Below are 21,591 nucleotides of genomic sequence, written 5' to 3'. Positions count from 1 at the left end.
ACCTATGCTGATGGTGATTTCACCCGCCAAGACCCTGGATTACGACACCGCGCCGGTGACGTCACGCTTCACCCAACCCGAATTCCTCGACCACGCCCAGGAACTGGTCGCCCAGTTGCGCGACTTCTCCCCCGCACAGATCGCCGAGCTGATGCACCTGTCGGACAAGCTCGCCGGCCTCAATGCCGCACGCTTCGGCAGCTGGACGCCGGCCTTCGATACACGGAACGCCAAGCAGGCACTGTTGGCGTTCAAGGGCGACGTGTACACCGGCCTGGATGCGCAACGCTTCACGGATGCGGATTTCGACTTCGCCCAACAGCACCTGCGCATGCTTTCCGGCCTGTACGGCCTGCTGCGCCCGCTGGATCTGATGATGCCCTACCGCCTGGAGATGGGCACCAAGCTGGCCAATGCCCGCGGCAAGGACCTCTACGCCTTCTGGGGCGAGCGCATCAGCGAGTGGCTGAACCAGGCGCTGCAGGCCCAGGGCGACGACGTGCTGCTCAACCTGGCCTCCAACGAGTACTTTGGCGCGGTCAAGCGCAAGGTGCTCAAGGCGCGCATCATCGACACCGAATTCAAGGACCTGAAGAACGGCCAGTACAAGATCATCAGCTTCTATGCCAAGAAGGCCCGTGGCCTGATGGCCCGCCACGTGATCAGGGAGCGCCTGAAGGATCCGAAGGACCTCAAGGACTTCGACGACCAGGGTTACCGCTTTTCGGCCAAGGACTCCAGCGCCGACAAGCTGGTGTTCCTGCGCGATCACGCCCCGCAGTGACAGGGTCTGTTCCCGTTTCACGCACGGCCGCGCTGAAACGGGCACAGACCCTAGTGGAAACATCCTCCAACCCTGCAGGCGTGCCGAGGCAGCCGGGCTTGTGTAGGATTGCCCCACATTCGACGTTCAAGGTCCCGCGATGATTGTCGGCGCGATTCTGGTGCTCAGTTGGTTCATCCTGCTGATCCGCTATCCGGCCAAGGCCCTGCCCATTTCCCTCGCCGCGCTGGTCGGCCTGGGGATGGTCTCGAGCTGGGTGCTGTGGCAGGAAAGCCGGGAGAATCGTCTCCTGGCTCGCCTCGAGCTGCGCCTGAGTCATGCGCCGCAAAGCTGCCCGGCCGATCGCCCGTTGAGCCTGCACCTGCACAACGGCAGCGAAGCCGCCCTGCTGGAGCTGCGCTGGCAGGTAGCCGCCTACCGCCCAGGCGACAGCGTCAACCTGGCACAGCGGCTCTACGAAACGCCACGCTACAGCGGCCCCGGTGAATTGCTGCCGGGTGCCGACTGGCAAACCTGCCTGCCCCTGCCCCCCCTGCGGAGCGGCTACCGCGCCAGCACCCTGGAGTTTCGTGCCGAACAGCTGCAAGGTACGTTCAGTCGCTGAAAACAGGTGAACGATCCACACAACGACAAGCACAAGGATTCCCCATGAGCCATCCCACGGTGCTGATCACCGGCTGCTCCAGTGGCATCGGCCGCGCACTGGCCGACACCTTTGCGCAGCAGGGCTACCAGGTCTGGGCCAGCGCCCGCAAACAGGAAGACGTGGCGCGCCTGAGCGAGGCGGGCTTCAACGCCGTGCAACTGGACGTGGACGACGACGCTGCAGTCGAGCGACTGGCCACCACCCTGGAGGAACGCATCGGTGGCCTGGACGTGCTGATCAACAACGCCGGCTATGGCGCCATGGGCCCGCTGATCGATGGCGGTGCCACGGCGCTGCGCCGACAGTTCGAAACCAATGTGTTCGCCATCGTCAGCGTGACCCGGGCGCTGTTCCCGCTACTGCGCCGCAACAAGGGGCTGGTGGTGAACATCGGCAGTGTCTCTGCCGTGCTGGTCACCCCGTTCGCAGGCGCCTACTGCGCCTCCAAGGCTGCCGTGCACGCCCTCAGCGATGCCCTGCGCCTGGAGCTGGCGCCTTTCGGCGTCGGCGTGCTGGAGGTGCAGCCCGGCGCCATCGAGTCGAGCTTCGGCACCCAGGCCAGCCGTCAGGCCGAGCAGCTGATCGGCGAGCACTCGCCCTGGTGGCCCATGCGTGACGGCATCCGTGCCCGCGCCATGGCTTCCCAGGACAATCCGACCCCTGCCAGCCACGTCGCTCGCAATGTGTTCGCCGCCGTAAACGGCGGCAAGCGGCCACGGGTGCTCCGCATCGGCAATGGCAGCCGCGCACTGCCGCTGCTCGCCGCCCTACTGCCCGGCGCGCTGCTCGATCGCCTGCTGAGCCGCCGCTTCGGCCTGGATCGCGCCTTGTAGAACCCGGCTCCAGCGACGAGACTCAGGTTTCATCCTTTGCACCGAGCCGTGCCGCCATGCCTCCATCCCATGCTTCCGTCGCCATGACCCGCTACGCCGTGATCGGCGTGGTCGCAGCCGTCCTGCTCAACCTGCTGCTGCGCAGCTTCGTGAAACTCGGCGGCGTGCTGGCCACACTGGTGATCGCCGCCAGCGTGGCGGCGCTGATGGCCCTGCTGTTCGCCTGGACACAGCGCCGCCCGCCGAGCCGCGGGGAACGGCGCCGCCTGGTGTGGCTGTATGGCGGCATGCTGGCGCTGCTGTATGCCGGCCTGCTGGGCATGATGACCCTGCAGGACGAACCCAGCCCGATGGGTGTGGTGATTTTCGCACTGCACTACCTGAGCTATCCGCTGCTCGCCCAGATGCTGTTCTCCGAACGAATCTTCAAGCGGATGCCCTGAGCGCAGGGCACTTGCAGGGAAATCGCTGCTCTACACTCGATACCACATCATCCCGACCGGACATTCGATGAGAACCAGCCAGCACATCAAGACCCAGGAGCGACGCATCATTCTGGCACTACTGGCTGCGCTGTTGACGGTGCAGATGGTGGTCTACCTGGTCAGTGTGCGTACCAACCGCAGCATCGTCGAGGAAACCATCAATAGCGAGCTGGGCACCACCGCCCAAGTGGTCGAGCAACTGTTAGAACTGCATCAACGGCAGCTCACCCAGGGCGCCGCCGTGCTGGCGTCCGACTACGGTCTCAAGGAAGCCATCGCCATCGGTGAGCGGGCGACCATCGAATCCATGCTGCAGAATCACGGCAGCCGCCTGCAGGCCGATATCGCCGTGCTCAACACCCTCGATCGGCAGTTGATCGCCAGCGTGCCCAGCGAGCTGCAACAGGCCGACATCGTTCCCCTGCTCAAGGCTGCTACGCAGTCCGGCAGCGCCGATGGGCAACTGCCCATCGCCATGCTGCGCAGCCAGAGCGGCGTGCTCTACCAACTGATCCACAGCGTGGTGAACATGCCCACGCCGCAGGCCGAACTCACCCTGGGCTTCGCGATCGACGACGACTTCGCCAACGACCTCAAGCAGGTCACCGATACCGAGTTCGTGATCATGTCGCGTGGCGAGAATGGCGCCTGGCAGTTGCATGGCGACACCCTCGACAGCAGCTTCGACCGTTTGCTGGGCAACCCGGCCGCGCTGGTCGATGGCGCGGCCTGGACGCTGCAGGACGAAGGCAACGAGTACCTGATGCGTTCGGTGTCGCTCGCCAACCTCAACGCCCAGGGCGCCAGCGAGGTCTTGCTGATCATGGGCAGGTCGTTGAACCATACCATGGCTGTCTATGAGCGTATCGAGACCTTCCAGCGCTACCTGCTGCTGGCCAGCCTGGTGCTGTCGGCCCTGGTCGTGCTGTTGATCTGCCGCCACCTGCTGCGCCCATTGAACACCCTGGCTCATTTCGATGCCCTGACCGACCTGCCGAATCGTCGTCTCTTCGACCACAGCGTGGCCAACGCACTCAGCAGCAAGGGGCGCAGCACACCGTTCGCGCTGATGATGATCGACCTCGATCACTTCAAGCAGATCAACGACCGCTACGGCCACGCGGCTGGCGACGAAGTGCTCAAGGTCAGTGCCAAACGCCTGCGCGGCCTGCTGCGACGCATCGACATGCCGGCGCGCCTGGGGGGCGACGAGTTCGCCGCCCTATTGCCAGGCCTCGATCGTGCAGCGGCGATTCGCCTCGGGCAACGCATCGAGGAAACGCTCAGCGAGCCGATCACCTTCAACCAGCAAACGCTGCATATCGGCATCAGCATCGGCATCGCCATCGCTCCCCAGGACGGTGAAACCGCCAGCGACCTGCTACGCATGGCCGACGCCGAGATGTACGCCGACAAGGCCCAACGCGAGAGCCAACCGGTCTGAAAGGTCGAACAGACCTCTACCAGCCGGGTCGCACCTCAAGTCCTTGCTGATAAACGAGCGCATTCATGGAATACATCGACTGGCTGCAATGGCCAGCCATGCTGGTTACCGTCGCCGCCGCCTGGCTGGTCGCCTCGAAACAGCGCCAGCGCCGCAACCTGGGTTTCTGGGTGTTCATGGCCAGCAATCTGCTGTGGATCGTCTGGGGCCTCTACAGCCATGCCTACGCCCTGATCGCGTTACAACTGTGCCTGGCCGCCATGAACATTCGCGGTGCGATCAAGACCGAAGACAAGTGAGCCGCCCCGGCACGGGCGCATCAGCCGTACGGGTGCTGCCAATCCCGCTCCGCCTGTGAGACCATCGGCGGCTTGCCACCGCATTCATCCTGCCATGCCGAACCCTGCCTTTGCCCCCGGAGCGCTCGCCTGATGCCAGACATCCTGCACCTGCAGCAGGCCGACTGGCGCGGCGATTTCGATGACGGCGCACTGCGCCGCGGCCAGGACTACGCCAGCCGCGGCCTCAGCCGCCTGCTCAGCCTCAAGGACCACAGCCTGCTCGCCAGTTGCCAGGGCAATGGCGAGCGGCCGTACCAGCAGCGCATCACCCTGCACCCCTATGGCCAAGGCTGGTCGGTAACCGGCCATTGCAGCTGCCCGGTCGGCTTCAACTGCAAGCACGTAGTCGCCGCCCTGCTCACCCTGGAAGCCCGCCAGCGCGCCGGCGAAGACCTCGGCTCACTGATCGTCGTCGAAAAAGCCATGGAAGAAACCCGCATCGACGATGTGCCGCCGATACCGGTGCTGACCCTCGGCAGCCACGTGCGCGTGCACTTCGACGCGCGCAAGGGGCGCATGCTGGAACAGACCCAGCACCGCGCCGCCCTGGCCTTCGACTATCAGGGCCACAGCGCAGCGGGCAAGCCGGCCAAGGACTTGCTCTATCGCCTCGGGCCCACCCGGCAGCTGCGCATCGTGCGCGATGCGGCCCGCGAAAACGAGCTGCGCCAGCGCCTGGAAGAAACCGGCCTGCGTACCGCCCTGCGACAGAGCGAGGCGCTCGCCCAGCACCCCGGCGAGCACTTCGAACTGCTGGGAGACGCAGCCTGGCTGGCCTTCATGCAGCAGCAGGTACCGGCCCTGCGCGAAGAGGGCTGGCGGGTCGAAGTGCAGCCCGACTTTCACTACAACCTGGCACAGATCGACGACTGGTATGCCGATGTCGACGAGGCGCCCGGTCAGGGCTGGTTCGACCTGGAACTGGGCATCGAGGTGGAGGGCCAGCGCATCAGCCTGCTACCGGTTCTGCTCCTGGCCATTCGCCGCAGCCCCTGGCTGCTCTCCGGCGAAGCTCTGGCGCAGCGCCAGGACGGAGAACTGTTGCTGGTCAGCCTGCCCCACAGCCAGCGCCGCGTGGCGCTGCCCTATGCACGGCTCAAGCCCCTGCTGGCGGCGCTCGGCGAACTGTTCATCGGTGATGGCGAAGACATCGGCACCCGGGTGCGCCTGTCACGCGCCGATGCGACGCGCCTCGACGCCCTGCAACAGGGCCCGGCCCTGAACTGGCGAGGTGGTGCCGATCTCCGCGATTTCGCGCGACGCCTGCAGCACACCACGCAGCAGACCGTCAGCGCTCCGCTCGGCCTGGAGGCGCAACTGCGTCCCTATCAGTTGCAGGGGCTGGGCTGGATGCAGGCCTTGGCCGAACTGGAGGTCGGCGGCGTGCTGGCCGACGACATGGGCCTGGGCAAGACCCTGCAGACCCTGGCGCACATCCTCCTGGAGAAACAGAACGGCCGCCTGCTGCAACCGGCTCTGATCGTCATGCCCACCAGCCTGATTCCCAACTGGCAGGATGAAGCCGCCCGCTTCGCGCCGAGCCTCAGGGTCCTGGCCTTGCACGGTGGCAAGCGGCGCAGCCTGTTCAAGCTGATCGCCGATCACGACATCGTGCTCACCACCTATGCCCTGCTGCCACGCGACCTGAAGACACTGACCGCGCAGCGCTTCCACCTGCTGATTCTCGACGAAGCCCAGAGCATCAAGAACCCGCGCAGCAAGGCGGCTCTCGCCGCGGGCCAGATCAATGCGCAACAGCGCCTGTGCCTGAGCGGTACGCCGCTGGAAAACCACCTGGGCGAACTCTGGTCGCTGTTCAATTTCCTGATGCCGGGCTGGCTCGGCGACAGCAAGCGCTTCACCCGCGACTACCGTACGCCCATCGAGAAGCATGGCAACGAGCAGCGTCTGGCGCATCTGCGTGGGCGCATCAAACCCTTCGTGCTGCGTCGCAAGAAGGAACAGGTGGCCCGCGAGCTGCCACCGAAGACAGAGATCACCCAGTGGGTGGAACTGACCCCGGCCCAGCGCGACCGTTACGAGATTCTGCGCCTGGCCATGGACCGCAAGGTGCGTGAGGAAATCACCCGTCAGGGCCTGGCCCGCAGCCAGATCCTGATCCTCGAAGCCTTGCTGCGCCTGCGCCAGGTGTGCTGCGACCTGCGCCTGCTGGGCGAAGCCCCGGAAGAACTGAGCAGCAGCGACTCCGGCAAGCTCGGCAGCCTGCTGGAGATGCTCGTAGCGCTGATCGGCGAAGGCCGTCGGGTACTGTTGTTCTCTCAGTTCACCTCGATGCTGGCACTGATCGAGGTCGAGTTGCAGGCCCGCGGTATCGCCTACGCCAAGCTCACCGGCAGCACCCGTGATCGCCGTACGCCGGTACAGCAGTTCCAGGCAGGGCAGTATCCGGTTTTCCTGATCAGCCTCAAAGCCGGCGGCTCCGGCCTCAACCTCACCGCCGCCGACACGGTGATCCACTTCGACCCCTGGTGGAACCCCGCAGCGGAGGCGCAGGCCAGCGACCGCGCCTACCGGATCGGCCAGCACAAGCCGGTGTTCGTCTACAAGCTGATCGCCCGGGGCAGCGTCGAAGAGAAGATCCAGCAGCTGCAGCAGGCCAAGGCCAGCCTGGCCCGCGGCCTGCTGGAAGAAGGCGGCAGCCAGGCGCAATGGCAACTCAGCGAGGACGACCTGCAGGCGCTGTTCGCCCCGCTGGGTGACTGAGCCGCTCGATCACTTCTCCGAATAGTTGTCGCCAACCACTTCACCGGTCGAATCGATGGCCTTGCTGGACGGGAACCGGTACGAGGCGAAGCGTACCGCCAGCACCGACAGCGCCAGCAGGAAGATACCGCCACACAGGTACAGCAGGCCGATATCCGGTGCCTTGTGGTGGGACACATCGCCGATCAGGTAACGGGTCAGCGCCGTGATGGCGATGTACAAAAGAAAACGGATGGGCAGGTGGTTGGTCTTGAAATAGATACCGACCATCGCCCCCAACTCCAGGTAGATGAACAGCAGCAGAATGTCGTCCACGCTGGCACTGCCCTTCTCCAGCATGCCCAGAAAGGCTGCGACGGAGGCCCAGGCAGTCGCCCCGCCAATCACGAACAGGCCCAGGTAATGGAAACTCTCGACGAACAGGTTGCCAATCGAATTGGCCCCCTTGTGCATCTGTTTGCGGCTGTTATCTACCCACTTCATACCCTTCCCCTCTGACGATTGATGCAGCCGGCAACGCGGTCATCATGACACGTCCGCGTGACATCTCCATGCAGGAACGAGACCAGCGAAGCTGGCCCGGAGCGACTGCCGTGGCACAGAGAAGCCCGCTGTCGCCGAAAAGGCACGGATGCGACAACCTGCGGCGCGTGACAAGATGCCGCGCATACCGGGAATCATGTTTACCCTGTTCAAATGCAGCAAGGTTCACTATGCTTGCCGAAACTGTATGCATGAACAGTATTTTTTCAACCATTAGCGTGAAGGCGTAGAGGTGATGAATGGCCGTCGAAGTGGTGTACCGCAGCAGTCGCGATCCGGAGCGTTTATTCATGGATAAAGCCGAAGCCGACCGTCACGACAAGATGCTGGAGCTGGCAGAACTGCTCAGCGATGTACTGCAGAAGGCGGTACCGTCCCTCAGCGAGGAACAGGGCGAAGAGCTGGGCATCTACATGGCCAGAAACCGCGATGTGTTCGCCAAGGCCTTCAAGAATCAGCCCGATGCCCTCGGCGAGCTAGGTAGCGAAGCCCAGGCGCAATGATCACCGGACGGCGGCGGACAGATCGCCGGCTACATATCCTCGGCCTTCAGCTCTAGACGTCAGGCGCGCGCACGGTTAAAACAGAGGTCACCCACGGGAGGTGACCATGAGCGCACGTGACCACTGCCTTGCCTGCCTGAACGCCGAGCAGCCGGCGCTCTTCGAAGCGGCCCTGTGGGTTGCTGCCGAACACGACGTGACCCTGCAGCCCAGGCAAGTGGTAGACGAACTCGGTGGCCTGAAGCACCAGGTCGATGCCGGCCTCCCCAACCTGCCGCCGCAGGAACTCGCGCAGCCGTTGTTGCGCAGCCTCAACGACCTGCACTTCCATGAAGACGACGACAACCCGGTACGGCCGCAGGCCGCACTGCTGCACAAGGTGCTGCAGCGTCGTCGCGGCCAGCCCCTTAGCATCGCGCTGATCGCCCTGGAGTTGGCAAGACGCCTTGAGATCCCCCTGCAGGGCGTCAATTTCCCAGGCTACTTCCTGTTGCGGGTTCCCGGTGCAGACCACCTGCTCGACCCTTGTGGCGGGCGGCGACTGTACACCCGCGACTGCCGTGAGCTGCTGCTGCGCCACATGGTTCCGCAGGCCCAATTGAGCGCCGAGCACATGCTGGCCTGCGATGCCCGCGACATGATCGTGCGCCTGTCGCGCAACCTGCGCCATCTGCATGTGCAGGAAGAAGATTACCTGTCTGCCCTGAAAGACGCCGAACGTTGCTTGCAGTTAACGCCTCCCAACGTCGGCGATCACCTGGCCAGGGCCGACCTCTATCAGCGACTCGACTGCCCGCAGGCAGAGCGCTTCGATATCCAGCGCGCGCTGCTGCTGTGCAACGACCCTGCGCTGCACCTGCGCCTCAGTGATCGCCTGCGCCGGTTGGGTACTCGCAGCGCGCTGCACTGACTTGCTGCGGTCCCTCTAAACGCCGCAGCATGTATCGATCTCAATACACCGTATTCAATCCGACACACAGTGTGCCAGGTGCGACATGCGCAGCCTCTGCATGGCCTCGCCCTGAACGGCGGGAAAATTTGTATCGAAATAGATACGGTCAAGCAGAAGCCATTTACAGAAATCCTTCAAGTCCATGATTTATAAGTAAAAATTAAACTGGCACCGAGCTTGCTAATGGCTTGTTCAACGAGCCGCGCCCACACAGATGGGCAGCAAAACCACCAAGGAGTCCTCATGAGCGAATTGCGTTTCACCGTCGAGCACGAATGGCTGCGTCAGGAGGCTGACGGGCTGGTCACCGTGGGTATCACCGCCTACGCTCAGGACGCACTGGGTGACGTGGTATTCGTACAGTTGCCCGACCTGCAGGCCTACACCGCCGGTGAAGAAGTGGCCGTGCTGGAATCGGTGAAGGCAGCGAGCAACATCGGCATGCCGCTCGACGGCGAAGTGGTCGAAGTGAATGCCGAACTCGAGGCCAGCCCCGAGCTGGTCAACGCCGAACCGCTGGGACAGGGCTGGTTCTTCCGCTTCCGCCCAGGCAACGCCGAGGCGCTGGCCGGCCTGCTCGATCAGGACGCCTACGAGCGCCTGCTCAACGCCAAAGCCGACGCCTGAGAGAACACCATGACCGACCTGACCACTCGCAACGAATTCATCGCACGCCACATCGGCCCACGCGACCAAGATACCGCTGCCATGCTCGAAACCCTCGGTTTCAGCGACCTCGACGCACTGACCGCCAGCGTCATTCCGGGCAGCATCAAGGGCACCAGCGTGCTGCCTGCTGGCGACGGCCAGAGCGAAGCCGATGCGCTGGCCGCCATCAAGGCCATCGCCGCCAGGAACCAGCTGTTTCGCAACTATATCGGCCAGGGTTACTACGGCACTCACACGCCCTCGCCGATCCTGCGCAACCTGCTGGAAAATCCGGCCTGGTACACCGCCTACACGCCTTATCAGCCAGAGATTTCCCAGGGCCGCCTGGAGTCGCTGCTGAACTTCCAGACCCTGATCAGCGATCTCACCGGCCTGCCTATCGCCAACGCCTCGTTGCTCGACGAAGGCACCGCCGCCGCCGAAGCCATGACCTTCTGCAAGCGGCTGTCGAAGAACAAGGCCGCCAACGCCTTCTTCGCCTCTCAGCACTGCCACCCGCAGACTCTCGACGTGCTGCGTACCCGCGCCGAGCCGCTGGGCATAGAAGTGGTGGTCGGTGACGAGGCCGCCATCGACGACGCCAGCGCCTTCTTCGGCGCTCTGCTGCAATACCCGACGAGCAATGGCGACATCTTCGATTACCGCGACGTGGTCGAGCGTTTCCACGGCGCCAACGCCCTGGTGGCCGTGGCAGCCGATCTGCTGGCCCTGACCCTGCTGCAGGCGCCTGGCGAGTTCGGTGCCGACGTGGCGCTGGGCAGCGCGCAACGGTTTGGCGTGCCACTGGGTTTCGGTGGCCCGCATGCCGCCTATTTCGCCACCCGTGACGCATTCAAGCGCGACATGCCGGGCCGCCTGGTCGGCCTTTCGGTGGATCGCTTCGGCAACCCGGCCCTGCGCCTGGCCATGCAGACCCGCGAACAGCATATCCGTCGCGAGAAGGCCACCAGCAACATCTGCACCGCCCAGGTGCTGCTGGCCAATATCGCCGCCATGTACGCCGTCTACCACGGCCCCCTGGGGCTCACCCGGATCGCCCAGCGCGTCCACCAGCTGGCGCTGATCTTCGCCCGCGGCCTGCAGGCGCTCGGTCTGCAGATCGAACAACAGGCGTTCTTCGACACCCTCACCCTGCAAAGTGGCGAGCGGACCGCGGCACTGCACCAGAAAGCCCGTGCAGCCGGCATCAACCTGCGCGAAGTGGACGCCGGGCGTATCGGCCTGTCGTTCGACGAAACCACCACTCAGGCGGATATCGAGCAACTCTGGATCCTGTTCGCCGATGGCAAGCCCCTGCCGGATTTCGCGGCCCTGGCCAACGCTGCCGACAGCGCGCTGCCGGCCGGGCAACGGCGTCAGTCGGCGATCCTCGAGCACCCGGTATTCAATCGCTACCACTCGGAAACCGAGCTGATGCGCTACCTGCGCAAGCTCGCCGACAAGGACCTGGCCCTGGACCGCAGCATGATCCCACTGGGCTCCTGCACCATGAAGCTCAACGCGGCCAGCGAGATGATTCCCGTCACCTGGGCGGAGTTCGGCAACCTGCACCCCTTCGCGCCCGTCGAGCAGAGCGCCGGCTACCGGCAACTGACCGACGAGCTGGAAGCCATGCTCTGCGCTGCCACCGGTTACGACGCCGTGTCGCTGCAGCCCAATGCTGGCTCCCAGGGTGAATACGCCGGCCTGCTGGCGATCCGCGCCTACCACCACAGCCGCGGCGACGACAAGCGCGACATCTGCCTGATCCCGCAATCGGCCCACGGCACCAACCCGGCCACCGCCCACATGGCCGGCATGCGCGTGGTCGTCACCGCCTGCGACACCCGCGGCAACGTCGACATCGCCGATCTGCGCGCCAAGGCCGAGCAGCACCGCGATCAGCTTGCAGCGATCATGATCACCTACCCGTCGACCCACGGGGTGTTCGAGGAAGGCATTCGCGAGATCTGCGCCATCGTTCACGACAACGGCGGCCAGGTGTACATCGACGGCGCCAACATGAACGCCATGGTCGGCCTCTGTGCACCCGGCAAGTTCGGCGGCGACGTCTCCCACCTCAACCTGCACAAGACCTTCTGCATTCCCCATGGCGGCGGCGGCCCGGGCGTCGGCCCGATCGGCGTGAAATCCCACCTGGCGCCTTTCCTCCCCGGTCACGCCCACATGCAGCGCAAGGAAGGCGCGGTCAGTGCCGCGCCATTCGGCAGCGCCAGCATCCTGCCGATCACCTGGATGTACATCCGCATGATGGGCGGCACCGGCCTGCGCCTGGCGTCGCAGATGGCGATCCTCAATGCCAACTACATCGCCCGTCGCCTGGAAGAGCACTACCCGGTGCTGTACAGCGGTGAAGGCGGCCTGGTGGCCCACGAGTGCATCCTCGATCTGCGACCGCTCAAGGACAGCAGCGGCATCAGTGTCGACGACGTGGCCAAGCGCCTGATCGACTTTGGCTTCCATGCCCCCACGATGTCCTTTCCGGTGGCTGGCACGCTGATGATCGAGCCGACCGAAAGCGAGTCCAAGCAAGAGCTGGATCGCTTCTGCGACGCCATGATCGCCATTCGCGAGGAAATTCGTGCGGTCGAACGCGGCGAGCTGAATGTCGACGACAACCCGCTGAAGAATGCCCCGCACACCGCCGCCGAACTGGTGGGTGAGTGGACGCATCCGTACAGCCGCGAGCAGGCGGTCTTCCCGACCCGCAACCTGATCGACGGCAAATACTGGCCGCCGGTAGGCCGGGTCGACAACGTGTTCGGCGACCGCAATCTGGTCTGTGCCTGCCCACCCATCGAGGCTTATCAGGACGCCTGATCGCGCCGGGCTGCCGAACGCTTCGGCAGCCCCCCTTATGCCCGCACGCGATTGCGGGCCGCTCACGACCTACACAGGAGAGCGCAATGAGCTCTGAAATTCTGGCGAAAACGCCCCTCCACGCGCTGCACCTGGAATTGGGCGCACGCATGGTGCCATTCGCTGGCTACGAGATGCCGGTGCACTATCCGCTCGGCGTGATGAAGGAACACCTGCACACCCGCGAAGCCGCCGGGCTGTTCGACGTCTCGCACATGGGCCAGATCATCCTGCGCGGCGCCGGCGCCGCCAAGGCGCTGGAGAGCCTGGTACCGGTGGATATCGTCGACCTGCCGGTGGGCATGCAGCGCTACGCCATGTTCACCGACGCCAACGGCGGCATCCTCGACGACCTGATGGTCGCCAACCTGGGCGACGACACGCTGTTTCTGGTGGTCAACGCGGCCTGCAAGCATCAGGACCTGATGCACCTGCAGCAGCACATCGCCAACCAGTGCCAGATCGAATCGCGCTTCGAGCGCGCCCTGCTCGCCCTGCAGGGCCCCAAGGCAGTCGACGTACTCACCCGCCTGGCACCTGAAGTCGCGAAGATGACCTTTATGCAGTTCGCGGCGGTACGCCTGCTCGGCGTCGATTGCTACGTCAGCCGCTCGGGCTACACCGGTGAGGATGGCTACGAAATCTCCGTGCCCGCCGCCCACGCCGAAGCCCTGGCGCGCAGCCTGCTGGCCGAGCCCGAAGTGCAGGCGATCGGCCTGGGCGCCCGTGACTCGCTGCGCCTGGAGGCCGGCCTGTGCCTGTATGGCCACGACATGAGCACCGACACCACGCCGATCGAGGCGAGCCTGCTCTGGGCGATCTCCAAGGCGCGACGGGCCGATGGCATTCGCCCAGGCGGCTTCCCGGGTGCCGAGCGGATCTTCGCGCAGCAGCGGGAAGGCGTCGCCCGCAAACGTGTCGGCCTGCTACCCCAGGAACGCACGCCGGTACGTGAAGGTGCAGAACTGGTGAATGCCGAGGGAGAAACCATCGGTCAGGTGTGCAGCGGTGGCTTCGGGCCGAGCCTGGGAGCGCCGCTGGCCATGGGCTACGTACAGAGCAGCCACGTCGCCGTGGACAGCGATGTATGGGCGCTGGTACGCGGCAAGCGCGTCGCCATGAAAGTCGCCAGGACCCCATTCGTGGCGCAGCGCTACTACCGGGGCTGATCACCTGCCGGGCGGCAATCTCTGCCGCCCGCCTGCCCGCTCAGCCTGCGTCCAGGTAGCTGCGCCGGTTGCTGAAGGCTTCACGGCGCATGTCCCGCACATCCACCGAAATGCTCTCGACCTCCGGCAGGCGCTCCACCAGGGTACGCACGATGGCCATCGACAGGGCTTTCTTCTGCTCGTCCGTGCGGCCGGCCAGCAGGTAGAAGATCACATGCAGGAAATCGCCCTGACTGCCGCCGACACTGTAGTGGTCGTAGAGGCTCAGACGCACCTTCACCTCACCCTCCCTGAACAATCCGGTGCCCATGGCGGCGTCATGCAGCAGCGCGACCAGCTCGCCGCCACCGAGCGTTTTTTCCAGTGAGCGCGAGCCCTCGACAAGACAATGCGGCATGGGATTTCCTGCACCGATAAATATCGTCATACGTTATCACACAACATTTCTTATTACCTGGCCTATGGCCAAGTTCGTATAATCGCCCCCCAAGAGGGATATCCAGCAATCTGTCGATTCGATACTTATGACCAGGATTAACGGATATTTAACCGCATTATCGAGTCATGAACCGACACCGGGGGCTGGCCTGGCGGAAGGTTTCATCGGCGTGCGTTGACAAGCCGATTCAGAGCTGCAGATAATCAGTGGCAATGTTGTATGACAACAGAACCTAATAAAAACAAAAAAGGTCGCACCATGAAGACTGTCGCCTTCACCTTATCCGCGCCACGCCAACTGGCCCTGGGCTGCCTTGCCCAATCTGTCGAACTCATCTCTACGCTTGCGCGCCACCTATCCGTCGACGGCTAGGGCCTGAAGCAGAGTCCTGTGTGTCTGCACGCAGGTCTGTCGCCCTGCACGGGGCTATCCATACCTTCCTCACGGCATGTCGATCGGTGATTGGCAGAGGATGGTCTGTTCAAAAAACGGGAGCACAACAACAATGACAGCATGCAAGATCATCTCGCTGGGTCTCATCGGCGCAGGCAGCATGGCCCTCGCCCTGCCCTTCGCAGCCCAGGCCGAAGGTTTCGTCGACGACGCCAAGGTTTCCCTGAACCTGCGCAACTTCTACATCAACCGTAACTTCACCAACCCGGCCAATGCCCAGAGCAAGGCCGAAGAGTGGACGCAGAGCTTCATCCTCGATGCGCGCTCCGGTTACACCCCTGGCGTGGTCGGCTTCGGTGTCGATGCCCTGGGCATGCTCTCGGTCAAGCTCGACGGCGGTGGCGGCACCTACGGCACCGGCCTGCTGCCGCGCCATGACGATGGCCGCCCGGCGGATGACTACGGTCGCCTGGCCCTGGCTGCCAAAGCCAGGATCTCCAAGACAGAGCTGAAGGTCGGCGAATGGATGCCGGTGCTGCCGATCCTGCGCGCCGACGATGGTCGTTCCCTGCCACAGACCCTGCGCGGTGGCCAGGTCACCTCCAACGAGATCGCCGGCCTGACCCTGTATGGCGGCCAGTTCCGCCAGAACAGCGAGCGCAACAACGCCAGCATGGAAGATCTGATCTACGCCGGAGCCGCGTCTGACCGCTTCAACTTCGTCGGCGGCGAATACACCTTCAACGACAAGCGCACGCTGATCGGCCTGTGGGGCGCCGAGCTCAAGGACGTCTACGAGCAGCAGTACCTGCAGCTGACCCACAGCCAGCCGATCGGCGACTGGACCCTGGGCGCCAATCTCGGCTACTTCCAGGGCGAAGACGATGGCTCGGCTCGCGCCGGCAAGCTGGACAACAAGGTCTACTCCGGCCTGTTCTCCGCCAAATACGGCAGCAACACCGTCTACGTCGGCCTGCAGAAGGTCAGCGGCGACACCGGCTGGATGCGCGTCTCGGGCACCAGCGGCGGCACCCTGGCCAACGACAGCTACAATTCCAGCTACGACAACGCCAAGGAGAAATCCTGGCAGTTGCGGCATGACTTCAACTTCGCCGGCGCGGGCATTCCTGGCCTGACCCTGATGAACCGCTACATCAGCGGTAGCAACGTGCATGTCGGCGCCATCGACGACGGCAAGGAATGGGGCCGTGAAACCGAGCTGGCCTACGTGGTCCAGAACGGCACCTTCAAGAACCTCAGCCTGCGCTGGCGCAACTCCAGCATCCGTCGCGACTACAGCAGCAACGAGTTCGACGAGAACCGCCTGATCATCAACTACCCGCTGTCGATCCTGTAACGCGTCACCTCTCATCCAGTGTCCGATTTCAGCCCGTCCTCGTGACGGGCTTTTTTCGGGCTCGACGAGACACTGCAGCATGAGCGATCTGCCGCTTTGCTTTAAACTGCCGCGCCCGGCAGACGACAGTGCCCCATGACCCCGGCCAACCTCGCTTTCCTTCATCAGCATCTCGAGCGCGCCCTGAGTGAGGCACCCAGGCAAACTCGTCGCCTGTTCCATGGGCGGGGTCGCTGCTGGGCAGGGCTCGAATACATCACCGTAGACTGGCTGCAAGGCATCGTGCTGGTGTGCCTGTTCAGGGAGCCACCGGCAGACGAACTCGCGGCGTTGCAGGCGATGCTGTTGCAACTGAGCCGGTCCGCCGAATGGCAGGGTAGCCAGGCCCATAGCCTGCTGCTGCAGCATCGCTACCAGCCCGACAGCCCGATGCAGTGCCTGGTGGGTGAACGGCCCGACGCCTGGACCATCGAGGAAGACGGCCTGCGCTTCCTGCTCGGCCTGGGCCGCAAGCAGAACACCGGGCTGTTTCTCGACATGCGCCTGGGCCGGCGCTGGGTACGTGAACATGCCCGAGGCCAGCGGGTACTCAACCTGTTCGCCTATACCTGCGGGTTCTCCATCGCGGCTCTGGCCGGCGGCGCCGAGCACGTCGTCAATCTGGACATGGCCAAGGCCGCCCTGAGCCGGGGCCGCGACAATCATCGCCTCAACGGCCACGACCTGAGCCGGGTCAGTTTTCTCGGCCACGAGCTGTTCAAGTCATGGGGCAAGGTGAAGCGCCACGGCCCCTACGACCTGATCATCATCGACCCGCCGTCCTTCCAGAAAGGCAGCTTCGCCCTGACCCGCGACTACCAGAAGATCCTGCGCAAGCTGCCCGAACTGCTCAGCGCCAGAGGTCGGGTACTGGCCTGTATCAACGACCCCAACATCGGCAGCGACTTCCTGATCACCGGCATGAAGGCTGAGGCTCCCCGCCTGCACTTCGAAAAGCGCCTGCAGAACCCGGCTGAATTCCCCGATACGGATCCGCAAGGTGGGCTGAAGGCGCTGCTGTTCAGGCTTTCTTGAACCAGTCCCAGAGGCCCAGGGAAAATCCGGAAAACAGGTTGATGCCCAGGGCCGACTTGAGCAGATAGAGAAACAGCAGGCCCAGCGCCAGCGACATCAGCAGGAATACGCTGACACCTACCGCCCTGGCGGTCAGCGACAGCTCCTGCTGGGCCCGGCTGAGATCGCGCTTGTTCCGCCCTGCCAGCAGCACGAAGTAATAACGCCAGTGCCACAGCTTGAGCGTGCCGCGCAGATCCAGGCTATGGCGCCCCCACTGACGCGCCCCGAAGGCGACCTGCAGCGCATCGAGCTGCTCGGCACTGAACGAGTCCCTGAGGTCGTCGGGCAGACGCTCCTTGAGGCCTTTGATGAAAGGATCCTGCTCACCCATGCTCATCTCTCCAGATAGCTGAAACCTTGATGCCAGACACCTTAACAGCCTTGAACGAAAACGGGCCCCGCCATCAGCGATGGCGGGGCCCGTCGGTTCACAAGCCGAGGGGCTAACGCGCGGCGAACGCCGCGCAGAAACCACTGACATTATCCGCGCCACACAAATGGTTGACCGAAGTCATCAGCATCTGGCTCGGCGTCGCCTGGAAATCCACCGACATCATCACGCTCAACGCGGTGATGGTGACGATCGAGAACACGAACAGCTTGCGTGCCCAGACCTTGTCGTCGACGGCCTTGTAGCCCGACACGCCCATCCACAGCCAATAGGCGCCGCTGACCGCTGCCACCACGAAGTAGCTGTAGCCGGCATAACCACTGATGGTCAACATCAGGGTGGCGACCAGGAACGCGGCGATGTACAGGACGATACTGCGCTTGGCAGCGGGAACGCCCTTGATCACCGGCAGCACCGGGATGTTGGCGGCCTGGTAGTCGTTGAAACGAAAAATGGCGATCGCGTACGAATGGGGCATCTGCCAGAGGCTGAAGATCAGCAGCAGAATCGCTGCCCCCACATCGAACTCGTTGCTTACAGCGCAATAGCCCACAACGGGTGGAGCGGCGCCCGACAGACTGCCAACCAGGGTTCCATAAACCGAATTCCGCTTGAGGTACAGGCTGTAGAGCCCGACGTAGACGACGAAGCCCATGAGGACCAAGGCGACAGCAAGCAGGTTAGTGGCTTTATAGAGCAAGGCAACGCCTGCGATCCCGAGGATGCAGGCGTAGACGATGGCATGAGTCGGCGGAACCAGGCCTTTTACCAGCACCCTGTTCTTGGTCCGCTCCATCTTTTCATCGATGTCCCTATCGATGTAGTTGTTGAACACGCAACCGGAAGCAATCACCAGAGCGACGCCGAGCGCTGTTGCCAGGAACAGCACCAGGTCGATATCCCCCTTGGAAGCCAGGAAAAAACCACCGGCGACGGAAATCATGTTTCCGAAGACGATGCCCGGCTTGGTCAGGAGCAGGTATTGCTTGAACATCAGGCTGCTCTCTTTTAGTTGGCCATCATGTAGTAGTGCATGCTCCAGATGATCCAGATCGAGAGCGCTACGACGATGATGGTGATCAGGATGGTGAACACGAAGGCAACCGTGTTCCAGCGCTGCTCGGACGAAGTGTTCATGTGCAGGAAGTACACCAGGTGTACGTAGATCTGCACCACCGCGAACGCGACGACGGTGAACAGCGTGGCCGCTTTCGACATGACCGGGTTCATCACGATCGCGAACGGAATCACAGTGAGGATTATCGACAGCACGAAGCCGACGACGTAATCCTTGGTGCTGCCATGGCTCGCGCCTGCGGCAGAGTGGTGATCATGAGCCATTACAGAGCCCCCATCAGGTAGACAACGGTGAACACGCAGATCCACACCACGTCGAGGAAGTGCCAGAACAGGCTGAGGCAGCTCAGGCGGGTCTGGGTAACCGGTGTCAGGCCGCGGCTGGCGACCTGGTGCATCATCACCGCCATCCACAGCAGGCCAGCACTGACGTGCAGGCCGTGGGTACCGACCAGGGTGAAGAACGCGGACCAGTAGGCACTGACCTGAGGAGCGGCGCCTTCGTGGATCAGGTGATGGAACTCATAGAGTTCGATGGAGATGAACACCAGACCGAACAGGAAGGTGGCCGCCAGCCAGGCAAGCACCTTGCCCTTGTCGCCACGGTACATGGCCAGCATGGCCATGCCGTAGGTGATGCTGGAGAACAGCAGGGCGAATGTCTCGACCAGAACGAGTTTCAGGTCGATCAGATCCTTCGGAGTGGGACCGCCGGCGTACGCGGTGCTGAGCACCGCGTAGCCCGCGAAGATACTCGCGAACAGGATGCAGTCGGTCATCAGGTAGATCCAGAACCCGAAGACCTTCATTTCACCCGCGTCGTGGTGATGTTCGTGCTCATGCTCATCGGCATGAGCAGCATGGTTGCTGATCACTTCACTGGACATGGTTTACGCCTGATTAGCCTTTGCTTGAATGTGTGCCTTTTCGATCCGTTCGATCTCATCGGGCTGCACGTAGTAGTCGACGTCCTGGTTGTAGCTGTTGCGAATCAGGACGGCGAAGGTGCCGACGAAGCTCAATGCAGCCAGCCACCAGATGTGCCAGATCAGGGCGAAACCGAAGGCCAGCGCGCCAATGGACATGATCAGGCCAACGCCGGTGTTCTTCGGCATGTGGATCGGCGAGTACTTGGTTGGCGCAGCCGGCAGACCGTCACGCTTCTGCTCGTGGAACTCGTCGATGCGATCACCACGCGGGGTTACCGCGAAGTTGTAGAACGGTGGCGGCGACGAAGTCGACCACTCCAGGGTGCGTGCATCCCATGGGTCGCCAGTCACGTCGGCCAGTTCCTTGCGCTTGATGATCGATACGGCGAACTGGATCAGGGTGCAGAGGATACCGATGCCGATCAGCACAGCGCCGACCACGGCCACGTGCAGCCACGGCTCCCACTCGGGGTTGGTGGTGCTGTTCAGGCGACGGGTCATGCCCATGAAGCCCAGCACGTACAGTGGCATGAAGGCCAGGTAGAAGCCGACCAGCCAGAACCAGAACGACGCCTTGCCCCAGCCTTCGTGCAGCTTGAAGCCGAACGCTTTCGGGAACCAGAAGGTGAGGCCGGCCATGTAGCCGAATACCGCACCACCGATGATCACGTTATGGAAGTGGGCGATCAGGAACAGGCTGTTGTGCAGCAGGAAGTCGGCACCCGGTACCGCCAGCAGCACACCGGTCATACCACCGATGGAGAAGGTGATGATGAAACCCAGGGTCCAGAGGATCGGCGAGCTGAATTCCAGACGGCCGCGGTACATGGTGAACAGCCAGGTGAAGATCTTCACGCCGGTCGGGATGGCGATGATCATCGTCGCGATACCGAAGAAGGCGTTGACGCTGGCGCCAGAACCCATGGTGAAGAAGTGGTGCAGCCAGACCACGAACGACAGGACGGTGATCGCCACGGTGGCCCAGACCATCGAGGCATAACCGAACAGACGCTTGCGGGCGAACACCGAGGTCACTTCGGAGAACACACCGAAGGCCGGCAGGATCAGGATGTACACCTCAGGGTGGCCCCAGGCCCACAGGAGGTTGACGTACATCATCGGGTTGCCACCGGCTTCATTGGTGAAGAAGTGGAAATCCAGGTAACGATCCAGGGTCAGCATGCCGAGCACGGCGGTGAGGATCGGGAAGGCACCGAGGATGATGATGTTGGCGCAGAGGATGGTCCAGGTGAAGATCGGCATCTTCATCAGGGTCATGCCCGGGGCACGCATCTTGATGATGGTGACGAAGAAGTTGACACCGGTCAGCAGCGTACCGATACCGGATATCTGCAAGGCCCATATGTAGTAGTCGACCCCGACTCCCGGACTGTACTCGATCCCTGACAAGGGCGGATACGCGACCCAGCCGGTCATGGCGAACTCGCCGACGAACAGCGAGATGTTGGTCAGCAGCACACCGACCACGAACAGCCAGAAGCTCAGCGAGTTGAGGAACGGGAAGGCCACGTCGCGCGCACCGATCTGCAGCGGCGTGACGATGTTCATCAGGCCCACCACCAGTGGCATGGCCACGAAGAAGATCATGATCGTACCGTGGGCGGTGAAGATCTGATCGTAGTGGTGAGGAGGCAGATAGCCTTCCGAGCCGCCAGTGGCCACGGCCAACTGGGTACGCATCATGATGGCATCGGCGAAACCGCGCAGCAGCATGACCAGGGCGACGAGAATGTACATCACGCCGATTTTCTTGTGGTCGACCGAGGTCAGCCATTCATGCCACAGGTAACCCCACTTCTTGAAGTAGGTCAGCGCGGCGAACACGCCGAGACCACCCAGGACCACGGCAATCATCGTGACTACCAGGATGGGCTCGTGCAGGGGTATTGCATCTAGCGTCAGCTTTCCGAACATCG

21 protein-coding genes are annotated in these 21,591 nt (G+C 63.2%); 14 read left to right on the top strand and 7 right to left on the bottom strand.

What is annotated here, in order from left to right; genetic code table 11:
* Positions 1-4 precede the first annotated feature (4 nt).
* From yaaA to BLR94_RS13640, 7 genes are all read left to right on the top strand, one after another.
* Positions 5-784: a peroxide stress protein YaaA gene (gene yaaA, locus BLR94_RS13670; protein WP_084306308.1), complete on the top strand. Its 780-nt coding sequence runs from the start codon at positions 5-7 to the stop codon at positions 782-784.
* Positions 785-923: 139 nt separating this feature from the next.
* A complete protein-coding gene (locus tag BLR94_RS13665) occupies positions 924-1,388 on the top strand; it encodes a multidrug transporter (protein ID WP_084306307.1) in 465 nt (154 codons plus the stop codon).
* A gap of 44 nt (positions 1,389-1,432) precedes the next feature.
* Positions 1,433-2,263: an SDR family oxidoreductase gene (locus BLR94_RS13660; protein WP_084306306.1), complete on the top strand. Its 831-nt coding sequence runs from the start codon at positions 1,433-1,435 to the stop codon at positions 2,261-2,263.
* 56 nt (positions 2,264-2,319) lie between these two features.
* Complete coding sequence (locus tag BLR94_RS13655; RefSeq protein WP_084306305.1) at positions 2,320-2,706, top strand: hypothetical protein; 387 nt, start codon at positions 2,320-2,322, stop codon at positions 2,704-2,706.
* 67 nt (positions 2,707-2,773) lie between these two features.
* Positions 2,774-4,192 (top strand): GGDEF domain-containing protein, encoded by a 1,419-nt coding sequence (locus tag BLR94_RS13650; protein WP_084306304.1) that lies wholly within the window; start codon positions 2,774-2,776, stop codon positions 4,190-4,192.
* Between the two features lie 65 nt (positions 4,193-4,257).
* Positions 4,258-4,491, top strand: coding sequence for a YgjV family protein (locus BLR94_RS13645; RefSeq protein WP_084306303.1), 234 nt, complete (start codon positions 4,258-4,260; stop codon positions 4,489-4,491).
* A gap of 132 nt (positions 4,492-4,623) precedes the next feature.
* Positions 4,624-7,257 carry a DEAD/DEAH box helicase gene (locus tag BLR94_RS13640; RefSeq protein ID WP_084306302.1) on the top strand — a complete coding sequence of 878 codons (2,634 nt, stop codon included), beginning with the start codon at positions 4,624-4,626 and terminating at the stop codon, positions 7,255-7,257.
* 9 nt (positions 7,258-7,266) lie between these two features.
* Here the strand turns inward: BLR94_RS13640 and BLR94_RS13635 are convergent, their stop codons facing one another.
* On the bottom strand, positions 7,267-7,740 hold the full coding sequence (locus tag BLR94_RS13635; protein WP_084306301.1) for a phosphate-starvation-inducible protein PsiE: 474 nt from the start codon (positions 7,738-7,740) through the stop codon (positions 7,267-7,269).
* A gap of 299 nt (positions 7,741-8,039) precedes the next feature.
* Between BLR94_RS13635 and BLR94_RS13630 the strand changes: the two genes are divergently transcribed.
* From BLR94_RS13630 to gcvT, 5 genes are all read left to right on the top strand, one after another.
* Entirely contained in the window at positions 8,040-8,303 is a 264-nt protein-coding gene (locus BLR94_RS13630) for a YebG family protein (RefSeq protein WP_084306300.1), read from the top strand.
* 106 nt (positions 8,304-8,409) lie between these two features.
* On the top strand, positions 8,410-9,213 hold the full coding sequence (locus BLR94_RS13625; RefSeq protein ID WP_084306299.1) for a SirB1 family protein: 804 nt from the start codon (positions 8,410-8,412) through the stop codon (positions 9,211-9,213).
* 285 nt (positions 9,214-9,498) lie between these two features.
* On the top strand, positions 9,499-9,882 hold the full coding sequence (gene gcvH / locus BLR94_RS13620; protein ID WP_084306298.1) for a glycine cleavage system protein GcvH: 384 nt from the start codon (positions 9,499-9,501) through the stop codon (positions 9,880-9,882).
* Between the two features lie 9 nt (positions 9,883-9,891).
* Positions 9,892-12,744, top strand: coding sequence for an aminomethyl-transferring glycine dehydrogenase (gene gcvP, locus BLR94_RS13615; RefSeq protein WP_084306297.1), 2,853 nt, complete (start codon positions 9,892-9,894; stop codon positions 12,742-12,744).
* Positions 12,745-12,830: 86 nt separating this feature from the next.
* On the top strand, positions 12,831-13,952 hold the full coding sequence (gene gcvT, locus BLR94_RS13610; protein WP_084306296.1) for a glycine cleavage system aminomethyltransferase GcvT: 1,122 nt from the start codon (positions 12,831-12,833) through the stop codon (positions 13,950-13,952).
* A 40-nt stretch (positions 13,953-13,992) separates the two neighbouring features.
* Here gcvT and BLR94_RS13605 read toward each other — a convergent pair whose 3' ends face one another.
* Positions 13,993-14,349 carry a 5-carboxymethyl-2-hydroxymuconate Delta-isomerase gene (locus BLR94_RS13605; RefSeq protein WP_084306295.1) on the bottom strand — a complete coding sequence of 119 codons (357 nt, stop codon included), beginning with the start codon at positions 14,347-14,349 and terminating at the stop codon, positions 13,993-13,995.
* 595 nt (positions 14,350-14,944) lie between these two features.
* On the opposite strand from BLR94_RS13605, the gene BLR94_RS13600 reads away from it, so the two are divergent.
* A complete protein-coding gene (locus tag BLR94_RS13600) occupies positions 14,945-16,141 on the top strand; it encodes an OprD family porin (protein WP_420492689.1) in 1,197 nt (398 codons plus the stop codon).
* A 135-nt stretch (positions 16,142-16,276) separates the two neighbouring features.
* On the top strand, positions 16,277-17,215 hold the full coding sequence (locus tag BLR94_RS13595) for a class I SAM-dependent methyltransferase (protein ID WP_084306293.1): 939 nt from the start codon (positions 16,277-16,279) through the stop codon (positions 17,213-17,215).
* On the opposite strand, the gene BLR94_RS13590 is transcribed toward BLR94_RS13595, so the two are convergent.
* The 5 genes from BLR94_RS13590 to cyoB all read right to left on the bottom strand — a co-directional run bounded on the left by BLR94_RS13590 (position 17,202) and on the right by cyoB (position 21,589).
* On the bottom strand, positions 17,202-17,588 hold the full coding sequence (locus BLR94_RS13590) for a 3-phosphoshikimate 1-carboxyvinyltransferase (protein ID WP_420492687.1): 387 nt from the start codon (positions 17,586-17,588) through the stop codon (positions 17,202-17,204). The genes BLR94_RS13595 and BLR94_RS13590 overlap by 14 nt on opposite strands.
* 112 nt (positions 17,589-17,700) lie before the next feature.
* The gene (gene cyoE / locus BLR94_RS13585; RefSeq protein WP_208601349.1) at positions 17,701-18,645 is read right to left on the bottom strand and encodes a heme o synthase; all 945 of its coding nucleotides are present in this window, start codon (positions 18,643-18,645) and stop codon (positions 17,701-17,703) included.
* An 11-nt stretch (positions 18,646-18,656) separates the two neighbouring features.
* Positions 18,657-18,989 (bottom strand): cytochrome o ubiquinol oxidase subunit IV, encoded by a 333-nt coding sequence (locus BLR94_RS13580; RefSeq protein ID WP_084306290.1) that lies wholly within the window; start codon positions 18,987-18,989, stop codon positions 18,657-18,659.
* Positions 18,989-19,612, bottom strand: a complete 624-nt coding sequence (gene cyoC / locus BLR94_RS13575; protein ID WP_084306289.1) for a cytochrome o ubiquinol oxidase subunit III — start codon at positions 19,610-19,612, stop codon at positions 18,989-18,991. Before cyoC ends, BLR94_RS13580 begins: the two co-directional genes overlap by 1 nt.
* A gap of 3 nt (positions 19,613-19,615) precedes the next feature.
* A complete protein-coding gene (gene cyoB, locus BLR94_RS13570) occupies positions 19,616-21,589 on the bottom strand; it encodes a cytochrome o ubiquinol oxidase subunit I (protein WP_084306288.1) in 1,974 nt (657 codons plus the stop codon).
* Positions 21,590-21,591: the final 2 nt, after the last annotated feature.

Source organism: Phytopseudomonas flavescens, assembly GCF_900100535.1.
GTDB lineage: Bacteria > Pseudomonadota > Gammaproteobacteria > Pseudomonadales > Pseudomonadaceae > Aquipseudomonas > Aquipseudomonas flavescens.
The sequence above is the reverse complement of the archived record's forward strand: the minus strand, read 5'-3'. Positions and strand labels throughout refer to the sequence as shown.